This is a genomic window from Spirosoma sp. (assembly GCF_048594605.1).
In the GTDB taxonomy this organism is placed as follows: Bacteria; Bacteroidota; Bacteroidia; order Cytophagales; family Spirosomataceae; genus Spirosoma.
In genome coordinates, this window is sequence record NZ_JBMDWV010000192.1 from 1 (window position 1) to 16,593 (window position 16,593).

The 16,593-nt window shown below is 48.2% G+C and carries 10 protein-coding genes, 1 tRNA gene and 1 pseudogene; 7 read left to right on the forward strand and 5 right to left on the reverse strand.

Annotated features, from left to right (window positions below; translation table 11 throughout):
• Positions 1-173 (forward strand): annotated as a pseudogene (locus ACOJS8_RS12060) (4-hydroxy-tetrahydrodipicolinate synthase); the annotation flags it as partial.
• Positions 174-241: 68 nt separating this feature from the next.
• On the opposite strand, the gene ACOJS8_RS12065 reads toward ACOJS8_RS12060, so the two are convergent.
• The 3 genes from ACOJS8_RS12065 to ACOJS8_RS12075 form a co-directional block, all read right to left on the reverse strand.
• Complete coding sequence (locus ACOJS8_RS12065; protein ID WP_420148796.1) at positions 242-436, reverse strand: hypothetical protein; 195 nt, start codon at positions 434-436, stop codon at positions 242-244.
• Between the two features lie 98 nt (positions 437-534).
• Complete coding sequence (locus tag ACOJS8_RS12070; protein WP_420148805.1) at positions 535-2,742, reverse strand: DUF5916 domain-containing protein; 2,208 nt, start codon at positions 2,740-2,742, stop codon at positions 535-537.
• A 167-nt stretch (positions 2,743-2,909) separates the two neighbouring features.
• Positions 2,910-5,483: a M14 family metallopeptidase gene (locus tag ACOJS8_RS12075; RefSeq protein WP_420148797.1), complete on the reverse strand. Its 2,574-nt coding sequence runs from the start codon at positions 5,481-5,483 to the stop codon at positions 2,910-2,912.
• Positions 5,484-5,664: 181 nt separating this feature from the next.
• Between ACOJS8_RS12075 and ACOJS8_RS12080 the strand changes: the two genes are divergently transcribed.
• The 4 genes from ACOJS8_RS12080 (at position 5,665) to ACOJS8_RS12095 (ending at position 9,160) form a co-directional block, all read left to right on the forward strand.
• Positions 5,665-5,736: transfer RNA gene (locus tag ACOJS8_RS12080), tRNA-Glu, on the forward strand.
• 256 nt (positions 5,737-5,992) lie between these two features.
• Positions 5,993-6,355 (forward strand): hypothetical protein, encoded by a 363-nt coding sequence (locus ACOJS8_RS12085; protein WP_420148798.1) that lies wholly within the window; start codon positions 5,993-5,995, stop codon positions 6,353-6,355.
• Positions 6,356-6,379: 24 nt separating this feature from the next.
• On the forward strand, positions 6,380-7,195 hold the full coding sequence (locus ACOJS8_RS12090) for a hypothetical protein (RefSeq protein WP_420148799.1): 816 nt from the start codon (positions 6,380-6,382) through the stop codon (positions 7,193-7,195).
• A gap of 723 nt (positions 7,196-7,918) precedes the next feature.
• Complete coding sequence (locus tag ACOJS8_RS12095) at positions 7,919-9,160, forward strand: hypothetical protein (RefSeq protein ID WP_420148800.1); 1,242 nt, start codon at positions 7,919-7,921, stop codon at positions 9,158-9,160.
• 250 nt (positions 9,161-9,410) lie between these two features.
• Here ACOJS8_RS12095 and ACOJS8_RS12100 read toward each other — a convergent pair whose 3' ends face one another.
• Together ACOJS8_RS12100 and ACOJS8_RS12105 are read right to left on the reverse strand one after the other, a co-directional pair.
• On the reverse strand, positions 9,411-10,466 hold the full coding sequence (locus ACOJS8_RS12100) for an alpha/beta fold hydrolase (RefSeq protein WP_420148801.1): 1,056 nt from the start codon (positions 10,464-10,466) through the stop codon (positions 9,411-9,413).
• 247 nt (positions 10,467-10,713) lie between these two features.
• Positions 10,714-11,508 (reverse strand): MBL fold metallo-hydrolase, encoded by a 795-nt coding sequence (locus ACOJS8_RS12105; RefSeq protein ID WP_420148802.1) that lies wholly within the window; start codon positions 11,506-11,508, stop codon positions 10,714-10,716.
• Positions 11,509-11,725: 217 nt separating this feature from the next.
• On the opposite strand from ACOJS8_RS12105, the gene ACOJS8_RS12110 reads away from it, so the two are divergent.
• Both ACOJS8_RS12110 and ACOJS8_RS12115 read left to right on the forward strand, forming a co-directional pair.
• The gene (locus tag ACOJS8_RS12110) at positions 11,726-14,821 is read left to right on the forward strand and encodes an amidohydrolase family protein (RefSeq protein WP_420148803.1); all 3,096 of its coding nucleotides are present in this window, start codon (positions 11,726-11,728) and stop codon (positions 14,819-14,821) included.
• Between the two features lie 15 nt (positions 14,822-14,836).
• Positions 14,837-16,138: an amidohydrolase family protein gene (locus tag ACOJS8_RS12115; protein WP_420148804.1), complete on the forward strand. Its 1,302-nt coding sequence runs from the start codon at positions 14,837-14,839 to the stop codon at positions 16,136-16,138.
• Positions 16,139-16,593 lie beyond the last annotated feature (455 nt).

The following is a 16,593-nucleotide window of genomic DNA, read 5'->3' on the forward strand; positions in this document are numbered from 1 at the left end:
TTGATCCTTTGCTTTACGAAGAAGGAAATCCCGTTGGTGTAAAAAATATCCTGGAGGTTCTGGGCTTAATTTCAGCCGAAGTTCGATTGCCTCTTATGAAAGCATCCGACGATCTGAGCGAGCGTCAGAAAGCAGTGCTTCAACGCGATGGCCTGCTTGAACTGGTCGCCTAATTATCTCTTTCAACAAAAAAGCCGCTTCTAACTTTTAAAAGCGGCTTTTTTGTTGAAAACGTAAAACGTTATGTATTGCTGCTGCCTCCTCCAAACAATTTGGAAATGAGCCAGATCACAATACCAATCCCCAGAATTACCATTATCGCACCAGTCCAGGCGCCTGCTTTGAAGATTTCGCCGATAGCTTCGCAACTGGTCAGAAACAAGGTTAAAAACAAAGCCACAAAGGCTATAGGAAAAAAGCGGAGGAAAGTTTTCATAAACGTCGATTGATTTGAGTGTAGTACGTTTGTTACCCGTTCTTCAGCGGGTTGCACAAATAACTGACACAAACTCACTTTGTTTAAAGCAGTACGTATCACAGATTCCACCAGTACGTCCACTTCAGAACCAGCGCCCGGTTCTTAACCGAAAAAAAGCCGGGCACGTCCTGGCCAATTTGTGCTGAGTTCGGTAAATAGTTGTCGGTGTATACCAGGAAAAAATCAGATGCAGGCTTATAGCGCCACTGAATACGCGCGTTAACATTCATATTTTTTTGTTGCTCGTTGTACTGCACAAACGTAGTCAGATACAGCGTATTCGTCAGCGTTACATCGAAGCGGGGACCAACGAGCCAGAACGTAGTGCGCCCCCAGGGCTGCGCTAAACGAATATCGTTGTAGCTGGCGCTGGCTGCCAGGCTAACGTAAGGTTGAATTCGATAGCCCATGTCTGCCGTCAGATTAAGGCGCGTGCCGTTGGCGTAATAGCCACCATAGCGTGTTGTAAAGCCGTAGGTAAACACACTCTGCGGTTTTGAAACGAACTGAGTGCCCCAGGCTGTCCAGTTATGTTCTGTACCGGTGGCCAGCGTTTCCCGTCCTGTATTGGTTGGGTCGAAGGGTTGCAGAAGCCGGACGTAGTCTGTAGCTATCCAGGCCGACAAAACACTTCGGCTCCGGAACGTAACGGCATAATTTAAATACGTTTCATTGTCGCTCTGCTTCCAGGCGGGGTCAAAAAAATAGGTAGAATTTAATGTTGGGCCGTGGTTCAGTACTGGACCTCCTGTTGGTAGAAACGTATAACCAATATTGATCATGCCCCGGTGATAGCCTCGGCGCGGTACGTATCCGGCCTCAGCATTGTAGTTTTTTCCGACCGATTCCACTTGCCCGCTTACGAGCCATTTCCGACTGAAATACTGCAGATTGGCAGCATAAACGGCATCTTCGCCCGTTACGTTCGGACTGAAGGATTTGACATACAATGCTTTGCCTGTCCACAGGTTATTTGCTGAGGCCAGATTGTATTCAATGCCCAGATTCCGGTTGTAGCGTGAGTAAAGCGTTTTGTCAGAAACCGACTCGTAGGACAGCGATTCTTTATTCACAAACATAAAGCCGATATTCGAACGGGCTGCTACGCGTCGTTGCAAGGCCAACACCGCAAAGTTCTGGGATGGTAGTCCGGTGTCATCTACGCGGCCGGTTTGCATATCCATAATGCCGATACGCCAGTCTTTGTTAAGTTTACCACTCAGGCGTGCACCAAAGCGAATTGGTACGCCACCCAGGCCAATCCGTCGGCTGAAGAACGGCCGAATCCGGTCGTAGCCGAAATTGGTAAACTGATCGCCATTTTCCAGAAAGAACTGACGCCGTTCGGGAAAGAATAATTCGAAACGATCCAGATTGGTAACCTGTTGATCGACGTCAACTTGTGAAAAGTCGGGATTGACGGTAAGGTCCAGGTTGAGCGATGACGTAATAGCTACTTTGGCATCAAGCCCTGCATCAAATCGGTATTTGTTCGGCACGTTGTTCTGGTAATCGCGGGTTAGGCCAGTCAACGCATAGGGAATGATCGAGATGTTCGGGCCGGGTTGTGGTGGAGGCTGATCCCAGATCAGTACGCCCGTTAGCGCAAGAGCAGCCGTTGGAAATTGCCGCTGAATGGGTGTCCAGGATGATTTTTCGGTTGTTTTGAGATCCTGACGACTGAAGTTAATACCCCAGCGCGTAATACCTTTTTTGTAACGTATCGTTTTGAACGGAATGGCCAGTTCGAGAACGTAGCGATCTGCATAATTTTTTACAACTGACGACCATTTGTTATCCCAGCTCAGATTGGCTTTGCTGCCTTCGTACAGCAGCCCATCCCACTGAGCACCAGCGGCATTGGTGCCAAACGTAAAACCGTTGGTCTGGTCATCGAAGGTATCCATGAAAAAAATGAAATTATCATTTTTGACAAACGCCCAGTCGCGACGTAGCGACTCAACCATATAAGGACCTTCGACGTAACCGTGGTAACAAACAGCACTCAGGTAAATATTGTGATCATCATATGCCATCCGAACCTCAGTCCGAACGCGGGCACGACTGGTGTCCATTGGCAGTACCATCCAGAAATCCGTCGCCACTTCAGCCGCCTGCCAGGCAGGTTCATCAACAATGCCGTCGAGGGCAATAGGCGACGTAGCGCGGTTAATATGAAGCTGGTAACTCTCGTTCTTCTTCTGCGCAAGTAGAAACGAAGAGCTGAGTAGAAAGAAAATAGAAAAATTCAGGAGAAGTTTCACCAAAGAAACACGTTTAAAGATTTGCAGGCGAAGTGAGTTGAACCGCTAGGCAAAATTACTCATACAACTCGTCAGTTGCTGATAATTATAAAACAAAGACGCAACAAATATTTACTTGTTGCGTCTTTGTTGCTAAGAAAACCTTAAAAGGAACGTAGTACAGTAGATTAATTCCCAACCATGAATACGGCATTGGCAAACAACAGCTTGCCGTTGTACCAGAAACCGCGAAACAGCGGATCATCGGCTAAATAGACAACACTGCCCCGGCCCACATTCTGCACACCCATCAATAAGGTATTCTTCAGTTTTTCTTTCGCGTTTCTCCCGGAGAAACCTGCTACGTAATTGTCGGCTTTCAGGTAGCCTACGTTCCAGCCATCTTTCAGGAAATCAAAGTTATAAGCATTTTGCACTAACGAATAGTATCCACCTGTGAGGCCAAAACCCAGCGGATGGGACGTATCAATATTGACCCGGTAAATGCTGCCCGGAATATCGTCTGAAATGGCCGTACGTTCCCGGTCACCGTAGAGTTTGAGGGAGTCTGTTGGAGTGCCTTTTTTCGAATCCTTTTTCCCTTCGTCCTTGCCTGATTTCTCCTTCAGATCAAATCCGTCTTTTCCCATCAGGTAGGAAGCTGCCCGTTCCATGGCAATCAGCTTACCACCCGAACGAACCCATTCTTTAATGGCCGTCAACGTTTTATCGGTAAGAATTCGACTATAAGAATAATTGGTTGGTAAGATCAGGACATCCAGTTTATTCCAGGTAACATTGGCTAACGTATTGGCATCGAGCAGAGTAACTGGGTAATTTAGCTCCTGATCGAAAAAATGCCAGACTTCGCCTGCTGATGGTGGTGGCGTTCCATCGCCAATAACCAGACCTATCCGCGGGGCTTTGAGTCCTGTGACGAAATCGGAGCCGAAGTCAGAACCCGTTGTCACAAAACCCGTTTGTACCGGAGTTATATCGGCTCCAGTACGGGCTGCTTCAGCTATAACAATGGCTCCCAGGCGATCGCCAAAACGTTCGTTACCGGTACGGGGCACAATCAGCGTGCCCGACGGATACGTTTTTCCATCCAGCTCGAATGCTTTTTCGGCCGCCCGAACTCTCACTTTTTGTTTCAGCAAACCTGCCAGCGTTTGTACTGCCGGTAAGGACTGCCATCTGATCAGGTAGGCATATGCATTCGTAACAGGTGTAAGCGTCATCGACGATGGTTTCGCTGACGTAGGAAGCGTATTGGCGGGGTCGATACGGGCAGGTAAGCCAAACGTTTGCAGGCCAAAGGCGTAAGGAAGCGACCAGGCCGTAATGTCGTACGTAGCGGAATCTTCCAGCGCCGAATTCTGCTCAAACAGAATTTTCAGTAGCGTTGATTTGGGCTGATAAGCACTGATCACAATATCCTCGGCGGCTATCGATACGTTTTTCTCGTTTTTCTGCGTCGTGTAGTTGTAGCCCGCCAGCGACTGCGCCTTGCCCGCATAGCCGAAACGGATTTTGTTACGGTCCAGGAGTTGCTGAAGCGCTTTCAATCGACCAGCGTCGCCGTTGGATTTGATAACGTAGCTTTTATACTGTCCAATGGGCGTATTGCGCGATTTGTCGAAAAACTGACCAAACTCTTTCACAATTTCCGCAGGACGATCGGCAACAGATTCGAGCGTAGCAATACTAGCCGTTACGTGGTGATCAATCCGTTGGCGAAGCGTTAACGTATCGCCGTCTGCTTTTTCAATACCCAGGCCAGCGCGCCCACTACCTCCCTGCTCATAAGTCATGCCTATAGCTCCGTTGTAAGTCGGATACGTATCGCCATAGCTGGGGTAGAACAGATCGAACCGTTCGCGGGTGTAATACAGCCAGCCATTTTTATCGAAATAGCGGCTGCAATACTGACCAATTATCTGCTGAAATTTCCGCTGGAACGGGGTAATGTCTTCGTGATAAGGTTTCGCCGATGGGGCAAAATAGTACGGGCTTTCTACGCCCATTTCGTGAAAATCGCCGTGCAGCTGAGGCATCCATTGCTGATAAATTGCCATTCGCTGCTGCGTGATTTCCTGCGTTTGCCAGGCCCAGTCGCGGTTCGGATCGAACAGGTAGTGCGTATACCGACCTCCTGGCCAGGGCTCCTGATGTTCGCGGGCAAACGGATTAGGGTCATACGTACGACCTAGCATCTGGTTGTACCAGTTTACGTAGCGGTCGTGCCCATCCGGATTCAGACCCGGATCAAGAATGACAACCGTCGTGTTCAGAATTTTTTGTGAAACGGCGTCGGACGGCGACAATAAACGATGCAGCACTTCCATAAAGGCTTCCGAGCTGACAGCCTCATTGCCATGTACGTTGTAGCTGAGCCAGGCAATTGGTGGCTGTGCAGCCGACGTCGGATTGCCATCCATCAAACCAATACGTTTTAAATTATTGGTTCTGATTTCTTCCAGACGAGCCATGTTTGCTTCCGACCCGACGGCGACGACCATCAACTGGCGGCCCTCATACGTAGTGCCGTAGGGGAGAAGTTTAATTCGATTGGGGAGTTGGCGGGCAAGTTGCTCAGCATAAGCCAAAACCCGGTGATGAGGAGTAAAGCGCTCGCCAATTTTATAGCCCAGAAACTGAGCGGGTGGTGTAGCATTGGAAGACGATACGGTACCTGGTGTCTGTGCAAGCGTTTGCAATGACATAACGGACAGGCCCGCCAGCAGCAAAAAGTGTTTCATTTAGATGAAGAAAAAAAGAAATCTAACTTCCTCAAAAATAGCAGTAAATCGATCATGAAGCCTTTTTTTGGAAAAATTTTGATAGGTAGTATTGCATTATAAAAACATACCCTTACCTTTGCACCACGTTTCGCCAACGAGCTGGTAAATGCACCAAAACGTTGGGTCTTGTACACAAGACGGCCGATTCGTCTAGCGGTTAGGACATCGCCCTTTCACGGCGGTAACACGGGTTCGATTCCCGTATCGGTCACTAACATTTATGAATGATAAAGCCCTGAATCTGCTGATTCGGGGCTTTTTTTATTGGCCATTTTGTAACGATTATACGTAGTGAACCATCCAGCTCTAACGTAACGATTACGTCGTTGCTTTATCAGAAACTGCTACTTATTTATTCGTTTCTACCTGTTGTTAACTTTCATATTGTCTGCGTAATCGGATCCTGTTGTTTTGTAGTTGTCGGGGGCGTTGCTTCCTGCTTTAAAACCAGAACAAACACAAATCCAATGGCAAACGTAAAAACTTTAATTGACGAATGGTCGGTTCGCGATCTGGAGGACGGATCATCTATCACCATCAACGTAGTAAACTGTACGGAGTTGGGCAATCAATCACTACCCGGTATTCAGGTTCTTTACATGGGCAATATTATTAACTACGAGCCCCTCATGACTGAACGATGGGCTTATCAGGCCACAAAGGCCGGTGTTGAGGAATACTTGCTGGAAAATCAGTCCTGGATGGCTCACGACGACCAGTTTGTCAAAAATTACCTCATTCCGGGTTCGCCACTTAAAGTCAAAGTAGAAGTCAAAACGCGTACGTCCAGAGTAGTTGCCAGAGAGTATGAACTGCCCTTTGAGGTATAGAAAAGCGTGATACGCCTAATACGTTTGTTACTACGGATATTGCTGTTTCCGATTAGCCTGTTATTTATTCGTTGTGGACAATCTCCTTTGTCAGCGGGGGGCGTCGTTGATCCTTCACTATTGCAGATCAATGTCATTATTTCCCGTTCAGTGAGTGAAGACGGCGAAGTAAATGAGCGCATTGAAGCCTTCGTCAGGGATGCGGATAAAAAAACGATTGCTAATCCACAGATACAAATAAAGGTGAATGGAAAAGCGCTTGTACTTAACAGCGGTTCATCGAACTACTACGGAGCTTACCCACATTATCAACTGAGTGATCGATCATTCGTCACGAAAGCTAACGTAGCATACACTTTTACCGTGGTTCTTACGAATGGAACAGAATACAGTCTGGGAACCATTCAGACTCAGCCGGATGTCTCTCCTGTCCAGTTTTCGCCCCCATCCAGCCACTATCGGCTCCAACCTCTAACTTTGAAGTGGTACGATCTCGAGCCCGATAATTGGTTCGTTCGTCTATGGAAAAGCTGGCAGGGAGAAACCTCCGCAACAGAGCTGAAATTATCAAAAAGTCGTCGGACCAGAGACGAATGGAATAACACTTATGAGGAGCAGGGGAGCGTAAACGAAGCGGACTATCTGACAACTTTTGTAGGTTCGGGGAGCGAAACGTATACGGTCCCCGTTTCTTATTTTCAGGGTCCACTGGCGCAATTCAATACGCTCATCGTAATAATTGACGCCGAGAAGCAGCTTGACATCAAGAAGCCATTTCTGGAGGGTAGTTCAATAACCAGCCGCCGAATCAATACGTATCAAATCGAAGTGACAAACTAGTTAATCCGCTGGCAACGGGCTGGTGCGGTACAAAGCATTTGTTATTAATAACAACGCTCTTCAAATTACACAAGGTTCGTGCAGCCTGTTTGCAGGCACATTGAGGACCACTGATTTTGTACACAATTTGCTACAGCGCCAGTTGCCCGGTGCAAGTCGGTTAGTTCGTGAAAGCGAGCTTGTATAAGTTATCCGACAGTTTATATACGCAAAGAGATTCCCCAAAAGCGACCTTCAAGGAAACATTACAATAACGGCACTTATATCTATATCTGGATAGTGCTCGGTTATCCTCTGCCGACTTTGGATCAGTCGATTTGAGGAAAATGTATATGCACAACGGTTCCCTAACTGAGTTACCAATAAATCTGGCTAATCAATAAACTCTGCTTGCAGGGCATTTCCTGTGAACCCGGCTGTTACGTTTTAGCCGATTGACCGTCAGTATAGTTATTTTATAATTTTGTTTTCAGGTCTAGCTTTCCCAGGTTTTTTGATCCGTTCTATCACTGTACTTTGTTGCAGGCATCCTGTCGGCTTATGGCCCAGATCTTGTGCCCAACTCTGGATTCGAGTTAGTAAAAAAGCTGCTGTATAAAGCAGTCGCGATTAAGTTGCGCGTGAATATGCCTCCTTTTGTTCTTTTCAAAACCGGGAACGTTAATGCGTATCGGTCTTAGAGATCTAAAAAACCATTCATGTCCAGATAATTAACCCCACGTCATGAAACACTTTCTGTCGATCGTTCTCTCGCTGACTGCACTCGTTGCTTTTTGCCAGACCGCTGAAATGGGACGGCCAGTAAGTCAGATCCTTTCCAGGTACAGCACCAGTTACAGCCCACCTTCACGAACTAACAGACCGTATGTAAACACACTGCAGACAGCGCAAACGTACCAGCCTACCAGTATGACCCTATCTGGAAACGTAGCAATCAGTGGTATGACCTTTAATCTGCTCAGCGCGTCCAATGCACTATACATCGGCATTGACCCGGTCAACGGAAGCGATAGCCGGGAACCCTACGAATATACCGTTCAAACGAGCAGTTTTACGGGCGGAGTTGTGTTTAAAACCCTGGATAAGGCAATCGAATGGATGAACGCCAGTTCAGGCTATTATTACTACGTTAGTATTCGTAACTCTAGCTCGTCCAATCCAGTTGTTCTGAGTTCAGGGCATGAGGTCAATAATAAATACGTTTCGTTTATTTCAGCAAATTATCCTACACCTGCCTATATGGTTCTGAACGCTGGATTATTTGCCAGTACGGGCACCATAATCCAGCTTGGCGGCTTGGATTTAACGTTGAATGGCTCCAACCGAATTATTCTGGACGGGGGCGACTTTGTCATTATGAGTTCAACCATCCGCCCCTCGGCGTCTTGCTCAAACCTGTATTACCTGGCTTTGGGGAAGATGTACCTCGACAACTCGACGTATGTTTTTAGCGCCAACAACCAGAGTCTTATACAACCCTCGGGCGGCTACGGGGCCCAGGTCAGTGTGGGTATGCATGGCCCTTTGGTGTTTACAATGGGAGCCTACACGGGCCTTTCGCTTATATCACCCGCGCATCGGGGGTACAATCTAAGCGTGAAATGTAAGGATACCGCAACGTTTCCCTCAGCCCTGAACATTGAAGGCGGTATTTTTCAGTACGGACAAACCCTGGTGCAGGGGCAGGCCGTTTTCGACCCGACGAATAGCAATTATAAAAGCGTTTTGCACGGTCTTACGCCCATCCGAACGCCGGATATGACCAGTAATAGTGAGAATTTAGTGGGTAATGTAAAAACGGTGGTAGTGGATGAAAACGGACGCTTTGGGGTTCATGGAAATCGATTCACCACTGCCCAGCGCGACGCACTAACGCCCTACGAAGGACTGGAAATCTATAATCTGACAACGCACGCCAAAGAGTTCTGGAACGGTACTACCTGGAAAACCATTCTTACCAATTAGGCTAATGGAGCTAGTTAGCACTAACCCGGTATTTTGTATCAATACTCAATGCTTGTCAATTGTAATCATCCAGCGCATTAAGTGGCCGAAATCATCGCCCGTAACGTAGCGGACACGAAATCAGGAGACCTACTACGTTCACATCCATAGCTTCGGCTAAAGGTGTCTATTGGATTCGAGTTTCTTTCATGCTTCTCCTGTGCGGTGGCCACCCTTTTATAAAAAACCAGGAGAAATATTTTTCATCCGATCACTTTGAGGGAAAGCTTGCACCTATTAGTTTCTCTTTAAGTAAGGCACCAAACTTCTGAGGCTCTTCAAAGCAAAGGTGATGGGCGGACTCCTCGAACCAAATCACTTCGTTGACCGGAGCTTGCAGGGATGCGCAATAGTCAGCAACCACGGTGGAAGGGACGTGATTATCGTAACGACCTAAACAAAAGTAAACGGGCACTTTTACCACCGGAATTTGTCGTTTTAAATCAATCGTGGGCAAGAGAGTGAGAAACATCGGCGAATTTAAACGAGTTATTTTGCTTGCTTTCAGGTAATCGAACAGGTTATACTCCTTCGATCGCCAGAGTATTCGATGAAACGTACCGCCAAGGTTTTGATGATAGGACCCACCATATTTCTGTACCAAATTGCGCTGTTGGATCAGCTCCCTGATTCCTCCTTTGTAAACGCCGTCTGTTGGAGAACCCATTCGCTTTAACGCTGCTAACCCAGCTGTATCCTGTCGTTGTTGAGCCTGTGCAAGGGCAAACTGATAGGATGCCTGTTCACTACGTGGGCCGTCGGTAATTGGGGAAACGGCGACGAAGGCAGCATAATCAGCAGGGTATTTGTTGATGACGTGTAGGCCCAGAAAAGCGCCCCAGGAATGCCCAACCAGAAATAATTTATCTTGCTTGAAGTACTTCTGTAACCAGGAAGTCAACTCGTGGGTATCGCAAATAAACTGATCCAGGGTCATACTGGCTGGGTCTATACGAGCAGAATACGACTTTCCCGATCCCCGTTGATCCCAGTAAACGACCACAAACTGGTCTTCCAGGGCTGAACTATGATGCATATACAGCGGCATGGCTACGTTACCAGGACCGCCATGGAGCCACAACAAAACGGGCTTCGATCGATCTGCCCCTCGTATAGTGAGGAATTGTTTACTACCGTTAATTTTTAGCCGCCGTACTTCGGCAATGCTATTGGAGAGTTTCTTTCCATCGCTTGTTTTGAAAGGTCGGGTGGTGCTACAAGCGACACAGAAAGTGAGCAGCAAGAAGTAAAAAGTTTTCCTCATCATAGCTGTAACCTGGTAGACTAGTAAAGGGAGGCTGCGGAAAACAATACTTGAGTTACGTACTGATTGGACACGCTATCAATAGACGATAGAGACGAATGTGCCCTTTTTAGTTATCCTTATTGATTGATAAAGAGTCGATTACCTCAATACAGTACCTTCCCTTTCTTTATGATCGACTCCCCATCTCTTGATGAATCGGGAGAGAAAGGATAACGAATAGCCAGAAAAACACAGCTTAATTTATGGCTCAATTCTCCGAGACCAACGTATTGACCATTGCCGAGATTCGGTATACGGGCGTCTCTATCATGCGCGAAGCAACTATTAGCTCAGTATCAGCCATATGTGGCATAAACAAATCACGTACTAACTGCGGACAATTATTCTCCTTCGATAGGTGTGATAGAAGAATATGGCTCATAAATGAAGGCTTATGGGTCTGAAAAAGAGCCAGGGCCTGCTGGTTGGAGAGGTGACCCTTGCCGCCCCGAATTCGCTGCTTGAGAAAATAAGGGTAACGGCCTCTGTCGAGCATATCTTCGTCATAATTCGCTTCCAGAAAAACGGCGTGGCATTGTCGGAAATGATGAATGACGTGCTCGCAGGCTACACCAATGTCCGTAAACACGCCAACGTTAATCCCCTGATAACTAATCAGAAAGCTATGCGGGTCGTGAGCATCGTGCTCTTTCGGGAACGGTGTAACACAAAGCTCCCCAATCCAGATCGGCTCGTACCCCAAAAAAGGCAGTACACGAAAATCCCGATGCGCCAATCGCGCTTTTCGTAACGTAGTAGACGTAATGAAAACGGGTAATTGGTATTTATAAGCCAGTTGAGACAATCCGCTGATGTGATCAGAATGCTCGTGCGAAATGAAAATGGCTTTCACATTCAGGAGAGACAAGCCCAGGCGCTGCATCCGAACTTCAGTTTGTCGGCGGGAGAGGCCAGCATCAATTAGAACCGCTTCCTGCTCATTGCCAACGTAGTAACAATTACCGTTACTACCCGAATTTAACGACGTAATATAAAGTGACATAGGTATGTAAAGAAACAACTTTTCGGGCAATAAATTAGTGCCCTGTAGCCAGGAAAATCATCTGATTAAGCAGACTGCCGACGGAGTATATGGTGTGTTTTTGTGATATTAAATAGTATTCGTTTAGGCAATTGCGCAATATTCTTTGGCCTAAAATGATACGGGGGTGAATTTGCGTACTTTTGGCATTCGTACCCAATCATCAACTGTATTATTCATGATTAAACATTTCCTGACGGGGCTGCTCTCGGTCGGTTTGCTCTACACAGCGGCCGCTCAGACGACCTTTCCGCGTAACGGGGTTTATGATGAACGCCCCGGCCTGTATGCCTTCACCAACGCAACCATTATCGTTGATCCACAAACAACCCTTCAGAATGCTACGTTGCTCGTTCGTGATGGACGTGTCGAAGCGGTTGGTACGTCGGTCAATCTGCCTGCCGGAGCCGTCGTGACAAATTTGAAAGGCAAACGTATTTATCCGGCGCTGATCGATATCAACTCCGACTACGGAATGCCGGAGGTAAAAGTGGAACGTCGGGGATTTTTTGGCGTTCCGCAACTGGAATCGAACAAGAAAGGCGCTTACTACTGGAACCAGGCTGTTCAACCCGAAAACGATGCCAGTCTGCTTTTTAAAGCGAATCCGGCCAAAGCCGACGAACTGCGCAAATTAGGGTTTGGCGCTGTTCTGACGCATCCGCACGATGGTGTCATCCGGGGAACGGGTGCGCTCATAACCCTGGCCGACGACCGTGAAAACACGCTCGTACTGAAACCAAACGTAACGGCGCACTACTCGTTCAGCAAAGGAAGCTCCGGACAGACATACCCAAACTCCATGATGGGATCGGTTGCGCTAATTCGACAGGCGTTATACGATGCGGACTGGTACAAACGTGGAGGCAGTAAAGAGCAGGCAAACCTATCGCTGGAGGCCCTGGACCGGATTCGGTCGCTGCCCGCCATTTTCGAAGCGAACGATAAACTGGGCATTTTACGCGCTGATAAAATCGGTGATGAGTTTGGCACTCAGTTTATTATCTCTAGCTCCGGCGATGAATATCAACGTATCGATGAGGTAAAAGCAACGGGCGCTTCGCTGATTGTTCCGCTGAATTATCCGCAACCCTACGATGTCGAAGATCCGTGGGACGCTGACAACGTATCGCTATCTGAACTTAAACATTGGGAGATGGCGCCGATGAATGCGGGTCGTCTGGCGGCTGCCAATATTCCGTTTGCCCTGACCACTGCCGGACTCAAAAACAAAGCGGATTTCTGGGCGAATCTTCGCAAAGCCATCGAAAACGGACTCTCGGAACAGAAAGCACTGGAAGCCCTGACAACTGTACCAGCTCGGTTGATTCGCGCTGAAGATCAGGTTGGTACGTTGCAGAAAGGACGTATCGCCAATTTCATCATTACGTCCGGCAATCTGTTCAGCGCCGACAACGTGATTTTTGAAAACTGGATGCGCGGTAAGCAGTACATCGTATCGAACAAAGATGCGGCCGATCTGCGTGGAACCTGGAATCTGACCGTCGGTTCGCAGTCAAATTTGAAGCTGACTATCACCGGAAAGTCACCGGATAAGCCTGAGTATCAGATCATGGTCGATACGGTAAAAGTAACGCCAAAAGTTGTCCTGACCGGCGATCTGATTTCTATGCAGATTCAGCTTGACAAAAAGCAATCGGGTACAACGCGCTTAACGGGTTATCGGACGGGCGATACGTTCAAAGGTGATGGTCAAACGCCTGATGGTAAAATTGTTACGTGGTCGGCCATGCGCTCAGGAACAGCTCCGGCCTCCACGTCGGCCGTGTCCACATCGGCCGTATTCACGTCGGTAACCAGCGGAATTGCGTCGGTTGCTACGTCAACGACGACCGCGCCAGCTAGTACGTCTGCTACGTTGCTCTATCCATTTGTTGGCATGGGCAACGCGCAGAAGCCTAAGTCCGAGACGATTATGATTCGGAACGCTACGGTCTGGACAAACGAGAAAGATGGAATCTTGGCAAACGCAGACGTATTGGTGACGGGGGGCAAGATTTCGAAAGTTGGAAAAAACCTGCCTGTTCCTGCCGATATTAAAGTATTTGACGGGACGGGTAAACACCTCACCAACGGCATCATCGACGAACACTCTCACATTGCGCTGCTGTCGGTAAACGAAGGTTCGCAGTCGAGTACGGCTGAGGTGCGCATGAGCGACGTAGTGAATTCGGAGGATGTCAATATTTATCGGCAGCTAGCGGGTGGCGTCACTACGTCGCAACTGCTGCACGGCTCCGCCAACGCCATCGGTGGTCAGTCGGCCATTGTGAAGCTCAAGTGGGGCGAATCACCGGAAAATATGCTTCTGAAAGGGGCTGACGGATTCATCAAGTTTGCGCTGGGCGAAAACGTAAAGCAAGCTAACTGGGGCGACGCCAACCGCATTCGTTTCCCGCAAACGCGGATGGGCGTGGAGCAGGTTTATATGGATCACTTTACGCGTGCGAAAGAGTACGCCAAAGGCTGGGACGCATACAACAAACTGAGCACCAAAGCAAAAACGACCACCATTGCCCCACGTCGGGATATTGAGCTGGATGCGCTGGCTGAAATTCTGGCGTCGAAACGGTTCATTACGTGCCACTCTTACGTGCAGTCGGAGATTAATATGCTGATGAAAGTGGCTGATTCGCTGGGCTTTAAAGTCAATACGTTCACGCACATTCTGGAAGGCTATAAACTGGCCGACAAGATGGCGAAACACGGTGCGGGCGGCTCGTCGTTTGCCGACTGGTGGGCATATAAAATGGAAGTGCACGACGCGATTCCGTACAATGCGGCTCTGATGCATCGCCAGGGCGTAACGGTTTCCATCAATTCCGACGATGCCGAAATGGCCCGACGTCTGAATCAGGAAGCGGCTAAAACGGTCGAATATGGCGGTGTACCTGAAGAAGATGCCTGGAAAATGGTGACGCTCAACCCCGCGAAACTGCTGCATCTAGACAATCGGCTGGGTAGCATCAAAGTGGGTAAAGATGCCGATCTGGTCTTGTGGAATGCGCATCCCCTGTCGATTTACGCCCGTCCGGAAATCACCATGATTGAGGGCGCTATCTACTTCAATCTGAAAGAAGAGGATCGGAAACGCGAACTGATGCAGGCCGAGCGCGCCCGACTGATTCAGAAAATGATCACGGCTAAAGCGAGTGGGACTTCTACGTCGAGACCGGCTCCCAAACGGATGCGCATGTGGCATTGCGAAGACATTGAAGGGGTAATGGCAGAAGGCGAGGAGCAAGGCAAATAATCTGAAAAAATCATCATGAAAAAACTACTAATACCAATATTGACACTGGCTGCGCTTACGGGCTATGGCCAGAATCCGGCTCCGGCACGACCGCAGACGAAAACCATTGCCCTGATGGGGGGCACCGTTCACGTTGGCAATGGACAAGTCATTCCAAATGGCATCGTTTTGTTCAGCAATGGATTGATAACCAACGTAGTGGATGGTACGTTGGTAAGACTCAATTTAACGGATGTAGACGTAGTAGATGCATCGGGCAAGCACGTTTATCCGGGATTGATTTCGCCAGCTTCGACCGTGGGTTTGCAGGAAATCGGTGCCGTTCGTGCTACGGTCGATAAGCAGGAAGTTGGGATTCTGAATCCGAATGTGCGGTCGCTGATTGCGTACAATACCGATTCTGAAATTATTCCGACGATCCGTAACAATGGCGTACTGCTGACACAGGCTATGCCCCAGGGCGGCACCATTTCGGGAAGTTCGAGTGTGATGATGGCCGATGGCTGGAACTGGGAAGACGCCGTCCTGAAAAAAGACGACGGCATCTGGCTCAACTGGCCGACGTATTTCACCCGCGATTTCAATTTCGAGGATTTTACGACAACGATCAGGAAAGACGAAAAACGCGGGCAGGCCATCGATGCGCTACGTGCTACGTTTGCTGATGCCAAAGCCTACGCTGCTCTGACAAATCCAGCTCCAATGAATCTGCGGCTGGAGTCGATGAAAGAGCTGTTTTCGGGGAAGCAGAATCTCTACGTTCGGGCGGATTACGGAAAGGATATTATCGACGCCGTTACGTTCGCCAAGTCGGTTGGTGTGCAGAAAGTGGTGATTGTGGGCGGAGAAGAGTCCAACCGCGTCGTTACGTTCCTGAAAGAAAACAACGTACCGGTTATTCTGAGCGCTCTGCACCGGCTGCCGAATCGGGAAGATGAAGACGTTGATTTGCCGTATCGACTGCCGGGTATCTTGCAAAAAGCGGGTGTTTTGGTTGGGTTGAGCTACGCCGACGAATGGTGGCGGACCCGTAACCTGCCGTTTCTGGCCGGAACAGCCGCTGGATTTGGCGTAACCGATCACGAAGAAGCCTTGAAAATGGTAACGTCGAATACGGCCAAAATTCTGGGCGTCGAAAACCTGGTTGGTACGTTGGAAAAAGGCAAACAGGCTACGTTGTTCATTTCATCGGGCGATGCGCTGGACATGCGGACGAACGTCATTGAGCACGTATTTATTCAGGGACGTAAAGTCAATCTGGACGACCGGCATAAACGCTTGTACAAAACCTACAAGGATAAGTACGAGCAGAAATAAAATTCATACAAACGTTCAGTAAGCCCTTTTGTGTACAACAATCTGTACATAAAAGGGCTTGCGTGTAAATACGAAAACGGGCATTCCTCAACGTGAGATGCGCTTCGGTCAAAGCTTATTTCCCGTCAGGTCGGGTAGCACAACCAGTACGGTCATTCGTTCTGTTGAGGTGGCTGGTGCAAGGTCGACATAGAAAACAGCCGTGATTAGAGTTTCCATTACCAATTATCGATTTTATCAGCTAAAGCAAATCGAGCCGTTGACAAGTATCTGTAGTGAAGTTTGTTAGTATTTAATAGTATTTTTATGAGTTAATTAACATACAAGAGGTTATACAACAAAAACGGGTCTTGTAGGTATGGCTAAGTACTTGAGGACTATTGCGTCAGTTTTAACTTTTGTCTTATGGTTGCTTTATATCCTAGATCCATTGCATACCAAACTACGCAATAGCT